The sequence below is a fragment of the Lentzea sp. NPDC003310 genome, assembly GCF_040610935.1.
Classification (GTDB): Bacteria; Actinomycetota; Actinomycetes; order Mycobacteriales; family Pseudonocardiaceae; genus Lentzea.
This window is the reverse complement of sequence record NZ_JBEXNC010000007.1, coordinates 1-15,937: the sequence shown is the minus strand read 5'-3', so window position 1 is coordinate 15,937 and position 15,937 is coordinate 1. Positions and strand designations below refer to the sequence as shown.

Here is a 15,937-nt window from a genome sequence, read left to right as displayed (position 1 = left end):
CGTATCCTGGGAACCATGGCTGGTAAGCAGGACAAAGCGGCGGCGAAGGAAGCGGCGAAGGTTCGCCGCGCGGCATCGCGCGAACGGCGCAAGCAGATCTTCGAGGCGTTCAAGATGCAACGCCGCGAGGACAAGGCTCTCGTGCCGATGATGCTGGGCGCCCTGCTGGGCGTCACCGCGATCGCCGTGGTCCTGGGCATCGTGTTCAACGCGGTCTGGATGTTCGTGCCGCTCGGCGTCGCCATCGGCGCGCTGCTGGCCGTGATCATCTTCGGCCGCCGGGTGCAGAGCAACGTCTTCCGCAAGGCCGACGGCCAGCCGGGCGCGGGTGCCTGGGCGCTCGAGAACCTGCGCGGCCGCTGGCGCGTGACCCCCGCCGTCGCGGGCACCACGCAGCTCGACGCCGTGCACCGCGTGCTGGGCCGGCCGGGCGTCGTCCTGGTCGCCGAGGGCGCTCCGCAGCGGGTCAAGCCGCTCCTCGCGCAGGAGAAGAAGCGCATCGCCCGCGTCGTCGGCGAGACCCCGATCTACGACTTCATCATCGGCAGCGGCGAGGGCCAGGTCCCGCTGAAGAAGCTGCAGTCGACCCTGATGAAGCTGCCGCGCAACATCACGGCCGCCCAGGTCGACACCCTGGAGACCCGCCTGTCCGCGCTCGCCAGCCGCGGCGCCGCGCTGCCCAAGGGCCCGATGCCCGCGGGCGCCAAGATGCGCAACGTCCAGCGCGCGATGCGCCGCCGCTGACACCAGCTCCGCGAAACGGCGCCCGTCCCCTTCACCAGCGGGGACGGGCGCCGTTTCGCGTCAGGCCCCGCCCACGACGACCCGCACGGTCGAGTACCTGCGCCGGAGCTCCTTGAGCGGCTGGTACGCGGGCGAGTCCCAGAACTCCTGCACCGCCTTCCGGCTCTCGAACTCGTGGATCACGAGCCGGCGCCACGACCAGTCGCCCTCCAGCACGAGCGGCACCGCCTCGTCGAGGACGTTGCGGGCGCCGACCTCCGCCATGAGCGGGAAGACCTGGTCCACGTACTGCTGGAACCCCTCGTCGTCGGCGATGTCCGAGTCGATCACTACGTATGCGGTCATGCGACCAACCGTACGAACGGCCGACCGGTCTTTCCCATGCCCGAAACCACCTGAGAAATACGCGAGAAGACCGCAGCTAGGGTGAAACGGTGGACGTCTTCACCGATGTCATCGCCACCATGCGCGTGGGCCGGGCCAAGTTCACCCGCTCGCGCTTCGCCGGGTCGTGGGGCCACCGCTTCGGCCCGTACCCCGGCGCCGGCTTCCACGTCGTGGTGCGCGGGTCGTGCTGGCTGCTCCCGCCGAGCGGTGCACCGGTCCGCCTCGACGCCGGTGACGTGGTCTTCCTCCCGCACGGCGCGCTGCACGGGCTGAGCGACCGCCCGGACCGCACCGCGGCGGACCTGCCGCCCGCGAGCGACGAGGACGAGGCGCCGGACGACCCAGACGCGCACACACATCTCGTGTGCGGCGCCTACCGGCTGGACCGCGGCCAGGCCCACCCGTTCCTGCGCACCCTGCCCGACGTGCTGCACCTGCGCGCCCGGCCGGGCAGGCACCCCGCGTTGCGCGCCGCCGTCGACCTGCTCGGCGCGGACGTCGCGGAGTCGAAACCCGGCGCCGGGGCCGCCCTGCCCGCGTTGCTCGACCTGCTGCTCGTCTACCTGCTGCGGGCGTGGCTGGAGGAGGAGTCCGAACGCAGGCCCGGCACCGGCTGGTGCGCCGCGTTCACGGACCCCGTCGTCGCGGAGGTTCTGCGCCTCGTGCACCGCGAACCGGCGCACAGGTGGAGCGTGACCGAGCTCGCCGGCCGCGCGGGCATGTCGAAGACGGCCTTCGCCCGCCGGTTCACCGCGCTCGTGGGGCAGCCGCCGATGGAGTACCTCACCTGGTGGCGGCTGAGCACCGGCGCACGACTGCTGCGCGACGGCGACGAGACCCTCGCCGCGGTGGCCCATCAGGTCGGCTACACGTCCGAGTTCGCCTTCGCCGCGGCGTTCAAGCGCGAGTTCGGCGTGGCGCCCGGCAGGTTCCGCAGGGCCGCTAGCGCACCTTGATGACGACGGTGCCCGCCGCCTTGTCGTGCAGGCAGCGGCCGTCCGAGTCCCAGACCAGCGCCGGGATCAGCGGGAAGATGAGGACGGTGCGCAGCAGGGCGCGCGGCAGGTGCACGAACGTCTTGCCGTCGATCCGCGCCACCCGCAGGCCCAGCAGCGCGTGGCCCGGGGTGAACCCGAAGAACGCGACGGCGACCACGGTGATCACGAACCAGGCCAGCAGGCTCCAGTTCCGCGGCAGGTCGGGCATGGTGAACAGGCCCGCGACGCCGGCGGCCAGGAAGAAGTCGACCAGGATGGCGAACGTGCGCCGCCCGATCGACGCGATGGACCCCGGCCCGTCCTTGGGGAAGCCGTGGCGCTCGCCACGCCAGCGCTGTTGAGTGCCGTCGTTCGAGTCTTCACCCGGCGACAGCACCGAATTGGGCCCTGACAGCCACGAACCGGTCCACCTGCTCACCCCACCAGAGTAAAGCCGTGCTCAACGGGTGAGCACCCGCAGGTCGTCTTGCCCCTTCGGACGACCCCGTTAACACTGGCGAAACATCGGAGTGACGGACGGGCAACACCGCCGACATACGGTCGCTCCTGATGACAAGCCGTTGTCCATAGTCAAGGAGTCGACGAGGGTGTTCAAGAATTCCGACGAGGTGCTGAAGTTCATCACCGACGAGGGCGTCAAGTTCGTCGACGTGCGGTTCAGCGACCTGCCCGGCGTCATGCAGCACTTCACGCTGCCGGCGAAGGCGTTCGACGCCGACGCCATCGAAGAGGGTCTCGCCTTCGACGGCTCCTCCGTGCGCGGCTTCCAGTCCATCCACGAGTCGGACATGCTCCTGCTGCCCGACCTGTACACCGCGCGTCTCGACCCGTTCCGGATCGAGAAGACGCTGATCGTCAACTTCTTCGTGCACGACCCGTTCACGCGTGAGGCGTACAGCCGCGACCCGCGCAACATCGCGCGCAAGGCCGAGCAGTACATCACCGACTCGGGCATCGCGGACACCGCGTACTTCGGCGCCGAGGCCGAGTTCTACATCTTCGACTCGGTCCAGTTCGACACGACCGCCAACTCCGCGTTCCACAAGATCGACGCGGTCTCCGGCTGGTGGAACACCGGCCGTGAGGAAGAGGGCGGCAACCTCGGCTACAAGGTCAAGTACAAGGGCGGCTACTTCCCCGTCACCCCGAACGACCACTACGCCGACCTGCGCGACCAGATGGTCCTCAACATGGAGGCCCAGGGCTTCACGGTCGAGCGCGCCCACCACGAGGTCGGCACCGGCGGCCAGGCCGAGATCAACTACAAGTTCAACACGCTGCTGCACGCCGCGGACGACCTGATGCTGTTCAAGTACATCATCAAGAACACCGCGTGGCAGGCCGGCAAGTCCGTCACCTTCATGCCGAAGCCGCTGTTCGGCGACAACGGCTCGGGCATGCACACGCACCAGTCGCTGTGGAAAGACGGCGCGCCGCTGTTCCACGACGAGAGCGGCTACGCGGGTCTGTCCGACACCGCCCGCCACTACATCGGCGGCATCCTGCACCACGCGCCGTCGCTGCTGGCCTTCACCAACCCGACGGTGAACTCCTACCACCGCCTGGTCCCGGGCTACGAGGCCCCGGTCTCGCTGGTCTACTCCCAGCGCAACCGCTCGGCGTGCGTCCGCATCCCGATCACGGGCAACAACCCGAAGGCCAAGCGCATCGAGTTCCGCTGCCCCGACTCGTCGGGCAACCCGTACCTCGCCTTCTCGGCGATGGTCATGGCGGGCCTCGACGGCGTGAAGAACAAGATCGAGCCGCCGGCCCCGATCGACAAGGACCTCTACGAGCTCCCGCCCGAGGAGGCCCGCGACGTCAAGCAGGTCCCCGCGACGCTGGACGCCGTGCTCGACAACCTCGAGGCGGACCACGAGTTCCTGCTCGAGGGCGGCGTGTTCACGCCGGACGTGATCGACACCTGGATCTCGTACAAGCGTGAGCAGGAGATCGACCCGCTGCGTCTGCGCCCGAACCCCTACGAGTTCGCGCTGTACTACGACGTGTGATCGGCGGCTCCACCGCTTGATCTGACCAAGGCCGAGGGCCGGGCGACTGTCTCAGTCGCCCGGCCCTTCGCTTTAGTCCCAGTAGTTGAAGAGCGCTTCGCCCGGGGTGCCCGGCCGCCAGTAGGTGATGTCGGCCGGCGAGAGGTGCGGCCAGGCCGCAGCGTCGAACGGACCGGTCAGCTCGGACCTGGTGAGCGCTCTCACTCCGGGTAACAACTCCGACAGCACGGCCACCAGTTCCGGCGCCTCGACGAACGTGAGCGGCCCCGACTCCGCGGCATCACGAGGTTCCGCGACGGCGAGCACCGCGGAGTCGCGCGTGCACACCACGGCGACGGTGCGGCCGCCGCAGGCGATGAGCGCCTGGTGGAAGTTGGGCGTCACGCTGTCGGCGAGGCGGAACTCGAGCACCCGGCCGCCCGTGCGACGTGCGGCTTCGTGGCAGGCACCGCGGAACGTCCGGACATCCGTCATCCGGTGACGGTAGCCCGCGCTAGGTGGCGAGCAGGGTGACCGTGGACGACGACCCGCTCACCCGCACGTTCGACACGAGCACGTCGGCCTCGCCGCCGGTCGGCAGCTTGATGCGCGCCTCGCCGCCGACCAGTTCCTCGGCGGCCGTGCCCGCTCCGGACAGCTGCCACTCGCCGCCGTCGTTCACGGTCTCGATCAGGTCGACCCGTTCCATCTCGAACGCGTTGCCGTCCGCGTAGATGAGCCGTGCCGGTCCGGAATAGCTGAACATCAGTGCTCCCCTGCCGGATGTCCTTGACGCAAGGACACACGTACGGGGCGGCCGCGGGGTTCACGAAGATCCACAGAGGACTCAGGCGGACAGCCGGGTGCGCACTTCCATCAGGGCCTCGCCGAGCAGGTTGAGGCCCAGCCACTGGGCCGGGTCGGCGGCGCGTGGATCGGACGCGACGAGGCCGATGCCCCACACGCGGTCCTGCGGGCTCGCCTCGACGAGGACGCGGGAACCCGTGCCCAGCAAGTAGGACCGCAGCGCCGGGTCCTGGCCGAACTTCGCGAGGTTGCCCTCGACGACGATCTCCAGCCGCGAGGAAACCCAGACATCGTCGGAAAAGCCGGTCACCTGACGGCCCAGTGCCTTGGCCTCGCCCGGGGTGCGGGCGGCCAGAACGCGCGCGGCGACGGCGGTGTCGTCGAAGAGCAACGCCTTGCGCCACATCATGTAGTGCTCGGCGGAGGCGAACTCCTGGCCGTCCACGACGAACGTGCACGGCCACCACTGCGAGAGGCAGCCCTTGCCGACGCCGCCGTCTCGTTCGGGCTGGTGGCCCCAGAAGAAGAGGTACTTCACGAGGCCAGAGAGTAGGCGACTACTCGCGGGATTCCTCGGGCTTTTCGTCCAGCTCCGGCATTTCCGGTTCGCGCCACGCCTCGGAGCGGGTCGGGCCGTTGGCACGCAGCTCGTTCTCGACCTCCTTCTTCAGGTGGTCGTCCTTCATGAAGCCGTGTTGATCGCTTCCACGCTGGGTCATGCCCTCAGGCGTACCCGGTCCTGCCGAAAAATCACTTCGGCAGCGGGATTCCGGTGACCGTGATCGCGGCGCCGGTGGGCGCGAACTGGCCGGAGATCGAGGAGAACGTCAGCGTGAGCGAGTTCACACCCGTCCCGATCTTCTCGTCGAGGACGACGGTGCCCGAGGTGGTGCTGCCCTGGGTGACGAGGCCGTCCCACTTGCTGCTGGACGCCGCGTAGGTCCGCTTCAGATCGTCGAGGACGGCGATGCCGACCACGGGGAGGGTCATCCTGGCCTGGGAGGCGTTCGTGGCCGTCACGAAGAGCTTCACGCGGCCGTTCGCGGCTTCCACGCGGTTGACCTCTATCGTCAGCATGCCGCGCTGCTGCTTGAACGAACCCGTCGTGACCTTCACGTCCGCGGACGGTTCCGTGGTTTCCAGTGCGCCGTCAGGGGTTTCGACGCCGTTCGTCGTAGTCGTCGTCGCCGTGACGTTGGGCTGCGCGGCGGAGTTGTTGCCGCTCAGTGCATATTCGATCACGCCGAGTAGCGCGAGCACACCGGCAGCCACGCCCGCGATGGCGATCACGGTCTTTCCTCGGCGCGTGACCCTGCGATGCTGCATGACTTCCTCTGCTCGACCCCCGACGACTACAGCTCCCCCGCTGAGCGCGCCTAGTCTCATCTCGATTGGGTGAAACGTCAATGCGCTAGTGTCCGCGCGTGTCTCAAGATGTCGCCGAATTCACGGCTCCGCAGTTGCTCACCACCCACATCTTCGATTCCGCGGGCGACGCGCTCGAAGCGGTTCAGGCCGCTGACGTGCTCGACCTCGGTGTCCGCGTCTACAACCGGCTCGTGCCCGACGCCGACGACGCGGAGGCGTTGGAGGAGGAGTGGGTGGTCGAGGTCTACACCAGCGCTCCGGCGGTGGACCCCGATTCCGACGAGGACTGAGAAGTTCCAGGAAGGGGCACGCCACGTGGCGTGCCCCGAACCTGAAGAAATACCTGAAGATTTCAGGCAGTCAGTACGACTTTTCCTCGCACGTGGCCACCTTCGAGCAGCTTGTGCGCCTTCACGGCCTCTGCCAAGGGAAATGTCTGCTGCACCTCGACGCGCAGCCGGCCCGCCTCGACCAGGTCCACCAGCCACTGCGTCTGCTCGGCGTTCGGCCGCGCCCAGGTGTTGACCACCCCGTTCTCCCGCGCCCTCGCCCCGTCCACAATGGACGTCATCCGCGCGCGGTCGCGCACGAGCTGCAACGACTGGTCGAACGCGAGCCCACCGGCGTTGTCGATCACCACGTCGACCAGGCCGTCGCCGCCGACGAGCTCCGCCACCGCGTCGACCAGCGCGTCACCGTAGGCGACGGGCTCGGCCCCGAGCGACCGCACGAAGTCGTGGTTGCGCGGCGACGCCGTGCCGATCACCCGTGCCGCGCCCAGCTCCCGTGCGATCTGCACCTGCAGGTGCCCGACGCCACCGGCCGCCGCGTGCACCAGGACGACGTCCCCGGACCCGGCGCCGGCGGCCTTCAGCGACTGCAGCGCCGTCAGACCGGCGAGCGGCAGCCCGGCCGCGGTCACGAAGTCCACGGAGGACGGTTTGCGCGCGATCATCCGGTCCGGCACGGAGACCAGCTCGGCGCACGTGCCGAACTGCACGTGGTCCTTGCGCGCGTACGCCAGCACCTCGTCGCCCGGCTGCCAGTCGTGCACGCCGACGCCGACCTGCCGCACGACCCCGGCGACGTCCCAGCCCGGGATCAACGGGAAGTGGTGCGGCAGCAGGGTCTGCAGGTACCCGGCTCTGATCTTGCAGTCCACCGGGTTCACCCCGGCGGCGCGCACCTCCACCAGGACGTGGTCGGGCCCGACCAGCGGGTCGGGCAGGTCCTGCACCGACATGACCTCGGCATCGCCGAACTGGCTGTACGCGATCGCTTTCACGGTTTCTCACCGTAGAAGACACGCTCGGCGACCGCACGCGCACGACGAGTGGTCCTGCGGTACTCCTCCAGGAACTCACCGGGGTCGCCACCGGGTTCGTGGCCCATCACCGACGCGACCGCCACGAGGTCGCGTCCCGACGTCGGCAGCTGGTCGGACGCCTTGCCCCGCACCAGCGTCACGGCGTTGCGGGCCTGCGTCGCGAGGTTCCAGGCCGCGGTGAGCGCGGCGGCGTCCTCCTGCGCCAGCAGACCGGCGGACACCGCGGCCTCCATCGCGGCCATTGTGGACGGTGTGCGCAGGCCCGGCACGGCACCGGAGTGCTGCAGCTGCAACAGCTGCACGGTCCACTCGACGTCGGCGAGCCCGCCCCGGCCCAGCTTGGTGTGCGTGCTGGGATCGGCGCCGCGCGGCAGCCGTTCCGCGTCGACCCGCGCCTTGATCCGCCGGATCTCCCGCACGGACGCGGCGTCCAGCCCGCCCTCCGGGTAGCGCAGCGGGGCGATCAACTCCTCGAACTCGGCACCCAGCTCCGCGTCCCCCGCGATGAACCGGGCCCGCAGCAGCGCCTGCTTCTCCCAGATCTCGGCCCACTGCCGGTAATAGGCCCGGTAGGACTCCAGCGTCCGCACCAGCGGGCCCTGCCGGCCCTCCGGGCGCAGATCGGCGTCGACCTGCAGCGGCGGGTCCTGCGACGGCGCGCCGAGCAGCCGCCGGATCTTCTCGACGACCCCGCTCGCCCACCTCACCGCGTCGGCGTCGGACACGCCCTCCAGCGGCCGGCACACGAACATCACGTCGGCGTCCGAGCCGTAGCCGAGCTCGTGGCCGCCGAGTCGGCCCATGCCGATCACGGACAGCGCCGCAGTGGGTTCCCCGGACGCGCGCACCGCCGCGTCGAGAGCGCTCTGCAGCACCGAGCTCCACACCTCGGACAACGACACGCAGACCGTCTCGAGCGGCATGAACCCGAGCAGGTCCGCGGCGGCGATGCGCAGCAACTCGTGGCGCCGCAACGATCTCGCGGCCGCGATCGCCCGCGCCGCGTCGCCGTAGCGGGACACGGCGCTGCGCAACGGTTTCCCGATCGCGTGCGGGTCGCCGCCGACCAGCGCCTCGGTGTCCGCGAGCAGCCGCAGCACCTCCGGCGCGCGCACCAGCAGGTCCGGCACCAGGCGCGAGGTGCCGAGCAGCACCGCGAGCCGTTCCACGACCGCGCCCTCGTCCCGCAGGAGCCTGAGGTACCAGGGGGTTTCCGCGAGCGCCTCGGACACCTTCCGGTACGCGAGCAGCCCGCCGTCGGCGTCGGGCGTGCCGGCGAACAGGTCGAGCAGGACGGGCAGCAGCGCGCCCTGGATGCGCGCCCGCCGTGACATGCCCTGCGTCAGCGCCTGGATGTGCCGCAGCGCCCCGTCCGGCGACGTGTAGCCCAACGCGGCCAGCCGGGCCACGGCCTCCTTGGTGGTGAGCCGCAACGCCTCGGTCGGCACGCCCGCCACGGACTGCAGCAGCGGCCGGTAGAACAACTTCTCGTGCAGCCGCCGGACCTGGTTGGCGTGCTTGCGGAACTCCGCGAGCAACACCTGCCCCTCGGACCTGCGCCCGTCCGCCGCGAGACCCACCGACCGCGCGAGCCACCGCAGCGCCGTCACGTCGTCGTCGGCCGGGAAGAGGTGCGTGCGCAGTAAACGCTGCAGCTGCAGCCGGTGCTCCAGCGTCCGCAGGAACCGGTACGAGCGCCCGAACTCCGCGGCGTCGTCCCGCCCGACGTACCCGCCCAGGCCGAGCGCGGCCAGTGCGGCCGTCGTCGCCTGGATGCGCAGGTCCTCGTCCGAGCGCCCGTGCACGAGCTGCAGCAGCTGCACCGCGAACTCGACGTCGCGCAGTCCGCCGCGACCCAGCTTCAGCTCGCGCTCGGCGAGCCCGGTCGGCACGTGGTCCTCGACCCGGCGCCGCATCGCCTGCACGTCCTCGACGAAGTTCTCGCGCTCGGCCGCCGTCCACACGTACGGCCGCACCACGTCGAGGTACGCCTGACCGAGCTCGGCGTCGCCGGCGACCGGCCGCGCCTTCAGCAACGCCTGGAACTCCCAGGTCCGCGCCCACTTCTTGTAGTACGACGCGTGGCCCTCGACCGTGCGGACGAGCGCGCCCGCCTTGCCCTCGGGCCGCAGCGCCGCGTCGACCTCGAAGCACGACTGGCCGGCGATCTGCATCATCGTGCTGGCGAGCCGCGTCGCCACGCCCAGGTCTCCCTCGGCGACGAACACGACGTCGACGTCGCTCACGTAGTTGAGCTCGTTCGCGCCGCACTTGCCCATCGCGATCACCGCGAGCCGGCACCGGTCCGCCGCGCCGTTCACGCGTTCGGTGGCGAGCTGCAACGACGCCCGCAGCGCGGACACGGCCAGATCGGACAGCTGCGCGGCCACCGTGTCGTACGGGACGAACGGCAGTTCGGGCTCCACGACGTGCGCGAGGTCGTTCGCGGCGACGAGCAGCAGCTTCGCCCGGTACTCCGTGCGCAGCACCTCGCCGTCGGCCAGCTCCAGCGACACGTCGACCTCGTCGGTGAGCGAACGCCACCGGTCGGGGTTCACGACGAGGAAGTCCGACAGCGCAGTGGAGGAGCCCAGCACGGCGAGCAGCCGCCCGCGCACCACGACGTCCTTGTGCAGCGCGGCCGACAGGGCGTCCCAGTCGACGACGGCGTGCAGGCGTTCGAGGCCCCGCAGCGCGAGGTCGGGGTCGGGGCAGCGGGACAGCGCGGACAGCACCGCCTCGGAGCCCTCGGTGGGCCGGCGGTCGGCCCACAGGCCGAGACCGCGCAGCACTTCCTCGCTGCGCGGCTCGGTGAGACCGAATCTCGCGGGAGACGCGTGACGGAAGGGTTCGCTCATCAGACGCCAACCCTAGTGCCGCGACCGGCAGCCTTCGCCCCGCAGTCCGATGTTCGGACGGGTGCATCGTGGCACCGGCCCCACGCCCTCAGCCTGGTTGGCTGTGGGTGTGGGGCCGGTGCCACGAGGTGCCCTGCTGGGCGCCGGAGTACGCGGTGAAGGCTGCCGGTCGCGGCACTCGCCCTCACACGGCTAGAAGACGATCAGTGAGAGTCCGTAGAGCACGACGGCGACGCATCCGGCGAAACTCGCGTACGCCGGGACCTTCTTGTCACCCGACAGTGCGCGGATGCCGACGACGAACAGCGTCACGACCAGAACCGTGACCAGCAGCGTGGCGCCGAAGACCTGGAGCAGCGCCTCCCAGTCGACCTTCATGCCGCCACCTTGTGCAGCTCGGCCTGGGCCGCGACCTCGTCGACGATGTGCTCGGGCTTGACCGGCTCACGCCGCGCCATGATCCAGATGACGAGCGAGACGACGATGCCGATGACGGCGACGCCGATGATGCCGACGGTGCCGGTCGAGGCCCACTTGCCCGCGAGCGCGCCGACGATGCCGGCGGCCGGGAGCGTGAGCAGCCAGCCCGCGGCCATCTTGCCCATGGTGCCCCACTTGACGCCGCGGCGGTCACGCCCGAGGCCGGAGCCCATGATGCCGCCGGACGCGACGTGCGTCGTGGACAGTGCGAAGCCCAGGTGCGAGGACGCGAGGATGGCCGTGGCCGTCGAGGTCTGCGCCGCGAAGCCCTGCGCGGGCTCGATGGTGGTCAGGCCGCGGCCGAGGGTGTGCGTGATGCGCCAGCCGCCGAGGTACGTGCCGAGCGCGATCGCGAGACCCGCGCTGACGATCACCCAGGTGGGCGGGCCGGAGCCGGGGGCGAGCGAGCCGGACGTGATCAGCGCGAGCGTGATGATGCCCATCGTCTTCTGCGCGTCGTTCGTGCCGTGCGCGAGGGAGACGAGGGAGGCGGACGCGACCTGGCCGACCTTGAAGCCGGTGTGCGCGACGCGCGGGTCCGCGGCCTTCTTGAGCCGGTAGACGACGATCGTGGCGATGGCCGCGACCAGGCCGGCGACGAGCGGCGCCACGATCGCGGGCACCAGGACCTTGTCGACGACCTTGGCGAAGTGGATGGCGTCCACACCGGACGCGACCCAGGCCGCGCCGATCAGACCGCCGAAGAGCGCGTGCGACGAGCTGGAGGGCAGTCCCACGTACCACGTGACGAGGTTCCACATGATCGCGCCGACCAGGCCGCCGAAGATGACGGCGGGGGTGATCTGGGCGTCGTCGACGATGCCGCCGGAGATGGTCTTGGCGACCTCGACCGACAGGAACGCACCTACGAGGTTGAGCACCGCCGACAACGCGACCGCCGTGCGGGGCTTCAGGGCACCCGTGGCGATGGAGGTGGCCATGGCGTTGGCCGTGTCGTGGAACCCGTTCGTGAAGTCGAAGATGAGAGCAGTGATGACGACGATGATCACTACAAGAGCGGGATCCACAGTGATCCTCCGGCTGGATCGAACAAGCTGTCCAGGAGATTACGGTACCGCCAACGGAGGATGTCTTAAAACCTACGAAAGTAACGTCACACCAACGGAAGTTGTGTGCCCGAACCCAACGCCGGCAACAGTTCTCCCCGAACGAGTTTGGCGAATCTGCCGACGAACGGCTGCCACACCTCCTCGAAGTCGCGGTGCGCCTGCTCGAGGAACTCCTGGTCGAAGTGGTGAGCTCGCGCACACGACGCCGAATCGGGATCCTTGGCCGCCCAGTGCAAGACGATTTCGGGCGTCGTCTCGATGTGGAACTGGAGGCCGTAAGCGCTCTCCCCGACACGGAACGCCTGATTCGGATATTTCGGAGACGCCGCGAGGTGCTCGGCACCGGGCGGCAGCAGGTGCACCTCGTCGTTGTGGAACTGCAGCACGTCCGGCGTGAACGGCAGGTCGGCGAACAGCGGGTCGTTCGCGGCAGCGTCGCGCTTCGCGACCAGCAGCACGCCGACCTCGGGACCCTGCGGTCCCTTTCGGACCTGACCACCGGTGGCGGCCGCGAGGAGCTGCGCGCCGAGGCAGATCGCCAGGGTGGGCAGCCGCTTCGACACTGCGCTGGACAGCAGGCGGCGGGCGTCCGCGAGCCACGGGTGGTCGAGGTCGTCGAGCGCGCCCATCTCACCGCCGAGGCAGACGACGCCCTGGTAGCCGTCGAGGTTCTCCGGCGCCGGCATCTCCTTGAGCGGCACGAGGTCGAGTTCGACGCCCTCGGCCTCGAGCCAGTCCCCGAGCTTGGCCAGCGGGTCGGACTGCGAGGGCTGCAGGACGAGAAGGCGCGGTGCGTTCACGTCACCGAGCCTAGGTGGGACCAGGTCAGCAAGAACACGCGACCTTCGCAACAGGTGCCCCGATCAGGTGATCCGACTCGACCGGGTAGCCCGCCTCCCGCCAGGCAGTGATGCCGCCGGAGAGCCGCTTCACCCGGAAGCCGCGCTGGGCGAGCGCGAGGGCGCCCTTGGTGGCGGCGTTGCACTGGAAGCTCTCGCAGTAGCAGATGTAGACGAGGTCCGGGTCGAGGTCGAGCCGGTCGGGCAGGTCGCGGTAGGGCAGGTTGATCGCGCCGGGGATGCGGGCCTGGGCGAACGCCTCCGGGGCGCGCGTCTCCACCAGGACGTAGCCGCGGGTGTTCCCGTCGAGCAGGTCGCGGTGCACGTCGTCGGGGTCCGCCTCGAACGCGAGCTCGGCGGCGAAGTGCGCTGCGGCGGTGTGAGGGTCGGCGGCGGGGAAGCGGAGTGCGTTCGTCATGCCTTTGATCCTCGCGGGAGCGTTCGGCCGGGGACATGCTGAAGTCCAGGCGTTCGAGCGGTTCTCCTTATGATTTCCAGGTGGAACTCGACGCTGTGGACTGGAAGATCCTGTCGCTGCTGCAGCAGGACGGGCGGATGTCGTTCACCGCGCTCGGCCGGGAGGTCTCGCTGTCCGCGCCGGCGGTGACCGAACGGGTGCGGCGCCTGGAGTCGCTGGGCGTGATCACGGGCTTCACCGCGGTCGTGTCGCCGTCCCGGCTCGGGCTGCCGATCGAGTCGATCGTGCGCGTGCGGGTGCGGTCGCTCGACACGCCGCGGTTCCGGTCGCAGGTGCTGGTGCTGCCGCAGGTCCTCGACGCCGACCACGTCACCGGTGACGACTGCTGGCTGCTGCGGGTGGTGTGCCGGTCCATGGTCGAGCTGGAGGAGCTCGTCGAGGTGATGCAGCGGTACGGGGACACGACGACGTCGCTCGTGTTCTCCTCGCACGTCCGCAACCGGCCGCTGTCGGCGGAGCTGTTCGGCTAGGTCCAGCGGTACTCGGACCAGTCGGAGAACGCGCGGAACCCGATGCCCTGGTAGACGGAGTTCGCCGTGGGGTTGGCCACGTCCGCCGCGAGCACGACGTGCTCGGCGCCCTCGCCGTACGCCCACTTGCTGACCGCCGCGGTGGCCGCAGCGCCGTAGCCGTGCCGGCGGTGCTCGGGCGGCGTGTAGACGGGGCCGACCCTCGACATGCCGATCAGCGGTGTGGTGCTCGCGGCCCACGACACGGGGACACCGTCGACGAGCCACAGGACGTGTCCCGCGGACATCCACCTGCTGTCCGTCGCCCGCTGCTCGGCCTCGTGCCGCGGGAGCCGGTCGAGTTCGGCCACGAACCTGATCCACCACTCGGTGACGAGGTCGTCGTCGGCCGGGGTGGCGAGGCGGGACTCCCCCGGCACGTCCGGCACCACCAGGTCCTCCAGCCGGTACATGCGCAGGTGGTAGGTCTCGGTGCCGCCCTCGCGCCACTGCGCGCGGAAGGCCTCGACCCGGTCGCGGGTGCCGGTGACCTCGTCGATCGGCTCGCCGCGCAGGACGTCCGCCACGAGGGGTGCGGCGTGCACGGGCATCGCGGCGACGTGCAGCGGCCGACCCTCCATCCTGGTCACCGCGCCGACGACGTTTCCCTTGTCGTGCAACGACAGCAGCGTGACGGCCGGGCGTCGTCCCGCCTGGGCGGCGTCGAGCCCGGTCAGGTGCACGCTGTGGTTCACGGGGTCGGCGTGGAGGAAGTCCCCCGCGGTGGCGAGGAAGTCGTCGAGGTCGTCGTGGCTCAGTGCTTCCACCAGAACTCCGCCCAGTCGTCGAGTGGTTCGTAGCCGATGCGCTGGTAGATCGAGTTGGACGTCGGGTTGGTCAGGTCCGCGAAGAGCAGGACCTCGGTGGCGCCCTGGTCCAGCGCCCACTGGCTGGCGGTCGCGCTCACCGCCGCGCCATAGCCGTGCCGGCGGTGCTCGGGCGGGGTGTAGACGGGACCGATCCTGGTCATGCCGGCCTGCGGGAGGCTCGCCACCGCCCAGGCGACCGGCGTGCCGTCGACCTCCCAGAGGGCGTGGCCGTTGCCCAGCCGCACCGAGGTGCGCATGGCTTCGGTCGCCGGAGCCGCCGGAGCGTCGGGCACGGCCTCGGCGAGGAACGCCTCGCGCCAGGCACCGAGGAGTTCCACGTCGTCGTCGGTGGCCATCCGGCTGGTGCCGGCGATCTTCGGTGGGGTGAGGGTTCCCAGCCGGTACTGCCTGGTGGTCAGGGACGCCGTGCAGATCTTGCCCAGTGCTGTGGCGAAGGCCTCAGATTTCTCCTTCGGACCGATGACGCCGGGGGCGTCCGGATCGACCCTGGCGGCGACGTCGGCCGCGAGCTCCACCGCGGCGAGCGGAAGGTCCGCTGCCTGGAACGACCAAGGAGGCGTGCGCACCAGAGAGCCGACCACGTTGCCGTTGTCGTGGAAGGTGATCAGGATCGGCGGTTCCTCGGTGGCCGGCGAGCGGCGGACGCGGTCCAGTGAGGTGAGAGCCATCGTGTTCCGCACCGGATCGGCTGCCAGCCGATCGTGGGTGGCAGCGTCGAACGATTCCAGCGTGACGTGCACGACCGCGTCCATGGGTCCATGAGACCAGAGCGCGCAAGCGAGAATCCGGGAAACGCAGAAGACCCCTGAGGGGAGCACCGAAGTGCTCGACCCTCAGGGGTCTTCTGGAAAGAATGTTCGGCGACGACCTACTCTCCCACACCGTAACCAGTGCAGTACCATCGGCGCAGAAGGGCTTAACTACCGGGTTCGGAATGGGACCGGGTGTTTCCCCAACGCTATGATCACCGAAACTCTGTGGAGTTGTACCTGCGGCGATCGGTATGCCGCTCGGTTCTTCCAGAACCGCACAGTGGATGCGTAGCGTCTTTGTAACAAGTCCTCGGCCTATTAGTACCAGTCAGCTCCAACCGTTACCGGTCTTCCACCTCTGGCCTATCAACCCAGTGGTCTAGCTGGGGGCCTTAACTCACGAAGAGTGGGATACCTCATCTTGGAACGAGCTTCCCGCTTAGATGCCTTCAGCGGTTATCCCTTCCGAACGTAGCCAACCAGCAATGCTCTTGGCAGA

General features: G+C 69.7%; 20 protein-coding genes and 2 rRNA genes. 5 read left to right on the top strand and 17 right to left on the bottom strand.

The annotated features are described in order from the left end of the window. Nucleotides 1–15: 15 nt before the first annotated feature. The gene (locus ABZX02_RS15130) at nt 16–744 is read left to right on the top strand and encodes a DUF4191 domain-containing protein (protein ID WP_355298463.1); all 729 of its coding nucleotides are present in this window, start codon (nt 16–18) and stop codon (nt 742–744) included. A 60-nt stretch (nt 745–804) separates the two neighbouring features. Here the strand turns inward: ABZX02_RS15130 and ABZX02_RS15125 are convergent, their stop codons facing one another. After that, nucleotides 805–1,089, bottom strand: coding sequence for a DUF1330 domain-containing protein (locus ABZX02_RS15125; protein WP_355298461.1), 285 nt, complete (start codon nt 1,087–1,089; stop codon nt 805–807). 89 nt (nt 1,090–1,178) lie between these two features. Here ABZX02_RS15125 and ABZX02_RS15120 point away from each other — a divergent pair, with 89 nt between their 5' ends. Beyond that, nucleotides 1,179–2,087 (top strand): AraC family transcriptional regulator, encoded by a 909-nt coding sequence (locus ABZX02_RS15120; protein WP_355298459.1) that lies wholly within the window; start codon nt 1,179–1,181, stop codon nt 2,085–2,087. On the opposite strand, the gene ABZX02_RS15115 is transcribed toward ABZX02_RS15120, so the two are convergent. Then, complete coding sequence (locus ABZX02_RS15115) at nt 2,074–2,547, bottom strand: RDD family protein (protein WP_355298457.1); 474 nt, start codon at nt 2,545–2,547, stop codon at nt 2,074–2,076. The genes ABZX02_RS15120 and ABZX02_RS15115 overlap by 14 nt on opposite strands. Before the next feature lie 169 nt (nt 2,548–2,716). On the opposite strand from ABZX02_RS15115, the gene glnA reads away from it, so the two are divergent. After that, a complete protein-coding gene (gene glnA / locus ABZX02_RS15110; RefSeq protein WP_285637677.1) occupies nt 2,717–4,141 on the top strand; it encodes a type I glutamate--ammonia ligase in 1,425 nt (474 codons plus the stop codon). Nucleotides 4,142–4,213: 72 nt separating this feature from the next. Here glnA and ABZX02_RS15105 read toward each other — a convergent pair whose 3' ends face one another. From ABZX02_RS15105 to ABZX02_RS15085, 5 genes are all read right to left on the bottom strand, one after another. Next, nucleotides 4,214–4,615, bottom strand: a complete 402-nt coding sequence (locus ABZX02_RS15105) for a hypothetical protein (protein ID WP_355298455.1) — start codon at nt 4,613–4,615, stop codon at nt 4,214–4,216. A 19-nt stretch (nt 4,616–4,634) separates the two neighbouring features. After that, a complete protein-coding gene (locus tag ABZX02_RS15100; RefSeq protein WP_355298453.1) occupies nt 4,635–4,886 on the bottom strand; it encodes a hypothetical protein in 252 nt (83 codons plus the stop codon). An 81-nt stretch (nt 4,887–4,967) separates the two neighbouring features. Continuing rightward, on the bottom strand, nt 4,968–5,465 hold the full coding sequence (locus ABZX02_RS15095) for an NADAR family protein (protein ID WP_355298451.1): 498 nt from the start codon (nt 5,463–5,465) through the stop codon (nt 4,968–4,970). A 19-nt stretch (nt 5,466–5,484) separates the two neighbouring features. After that, a complete protein-coding gene (locus ABZX02_RS15090) occupies nt 5,485–5,646 on the bottom strand; it encodes a hypothetical protein (RefSeq protein ID WP_355298449.1) in 162 nt (53 codons plus the stop codon). Between the two features lie 31 nt (nt 5,647–5,677). Next, a complete protein-coding gene (locus ABZX02_RS15085) occupies nt 5,678–6,253 on the bottom strand; it encodes a hypothetical protein (RefSeq protein WP_355298447.1) in 576 nt (191 codons plus the stop codon). Nucleotides 6,254–6,351: 98 nt separating this feature from the next. On the opposite strand from ABZX02_RS15085, the gene ABZX02_RS15080 reads away from it, so the two are divergent. Next, complete coding sequence (locus ABZX02_RS15080) at nt 6,352–6,585, top strand: hypothetical protein (RefSeq protein WP_355298445.1); 234 nt, start codon at nt 6,352–6,354, stop codon at nt 6,583–6,585. A 62-nt stretch (nt 6,586–6,647) separates the two neighbouring features. Here ABZX02_RS15080 and ABZX02_RS15075 read toward each other — a convergent pair whose 3' ends face one another. The 6 genes from ABZX02_RS15075 to ABZX02_RS15050 all read right to left on the bottom strand — a co-directional run bounded on the left by ABZX02_RS15075 (nt 6,648) and on the right by ABZX02_RS15050 (nt 13,287). Continuing rightward, nucleotides 6,648–7,580, bottom strand: a complete 933-nt coding sequence (locus ABZX02_RS15075) for an NADP-dependent oxidoreductase (RefSeq protein WP_355298444.1) — start codon at nt 7,578–7,580, stop codon at nt 6,648–6,650. Next, complete coding sequence (locus ABZX02_RS15070; protein WP_355298443.1) at nt 7,577–10,480, bottom strand: bifunctional [glutamine synthetase] adenylyltransferase/[glutamine synthetase]-adenylyl-L-tyrosine phosphorylase; 2,904 nt, start codon at nt 10,478–10,480, stop codon at nt 7,577–7,579. Before ABZX02_RS15070 ends, ABZX02_RS15075 begins: the two co-directional genes overlap by 4 nt. A gap of 192 nt (nt 10,481–10,672) precedes the next feature. Further along, nucleotides 10,673–10,858: a hypothetical protein gene (locus ABZX02_RS15065; RefSeq protein WP_189160458.1), complete on the bottom strand. Its 186-nt coding sequence runs from the start codon at nt 10,856–10,858 to the stop codon at nt 10,673–10,675. Then, nucleotides 10,855–11,988: an inorganic phosphate transporter gene (locus ABZX02_RS15060; protein WP_355298442.1), complete on the bottom strand. Its 1,134-nt coding sequence runs from the start codon at nt 11,986–11,988 to the stop codon at nt 10,855–10,857. Before ABZX02_RS15060 ends, ABZX02_RS15065 begins: the two co-directional genes overlap by 4 nt. Nucleotides 11,989–12,074: 86 nt before the next feature. Next, nucleotides 12,075–12,830: a type 1 glutamine amidotransferase gene (locus tag ABZX02_RS15055; RefSeq protein ID WP_355298440.1), complete on the bottom strand. Its 756-nt coding sequence runs from the start codon at nt 12,828–12,830 to the stop codon at nt 12,075–12,077. A gap of 25 nt (nt 12,831–12,855) precedes the next feature. Then, a complete protein-coding gene (locus ABZX02_RS15050) occupies nt 12,856–13,287 on the bottom strand; it encodes a rhodanese-like domain-containing protein (RefSeq protein ID WP_355298439.1) in 432 nt (143 codons plus the stop codon). Between the two features lie 80 nt (nt 13,288–13,367). Here ABZX02_RS15050 and ABZX02_RS15045 point away from each other — a divergent pair, with 80 nt between their 5' ends. Further along, nucleotides 13,368–13,817, top strand: a complete 450-nt coding sequence (locus tag ABZX02_RS15045; protein ID WP_355298437.1) for an Lrp/AsnC family transcriptional regulator — start codon at nt 13,368–13,370, stop codon at nt 13,815–13,817. Here ABZX02_RS15045 and ABZX02_RS15040 read toward each other — a convergent pair. From ABZX02_RS15040 to ABZX02_RS15025, 4 genes are all read right to left on the bottom strand, one after another. Next, a complete protein-coding gene (locus ABZX02_RS15040; RefSeq protein WP_355298435.1) occupies nt 13,814–14,623 on the bottom strand; it encodes a GNAT family N-acetyltransferase in 810 nt (269 codons plus the stop codon). The two genes, ABZX02_RS15045 and ABZX02_RS15040, sit on opposite strands and share 4 nt — an antisense overlap. Continuing rightward, complete coding sequence (locus ABZX02_RS15035; RefSeq protein WP_355298434.1) at nt 14,611–15,438, bottom strand: GNAT family N-acetyltransferase; 828 nt, start codon at nt 15,436–15,438, stop codon at nt 14,611–14,613. Before ABZX02_RS15035 ends, ABZX02_RS15040 begins: the two co-directional genes overlap by 13 nt. A 103-nt stretch (nt 15,439–15,541) precedes the next feature. Next, nucleotides 15,542–15,658 (bottom strand): 5S ribosomal RNA (gene rrf / locus ABZX02_RS15030). Nucleotides 15,659–15,736: 78 nt separating this feature from the next. Beyond that, nucleotides 15,737–15,937: ribosomal RNA gene (locus ABZX02_RS15025) — 23S ribosomal RNA — on the bottom strand; the annotation flags it as partial.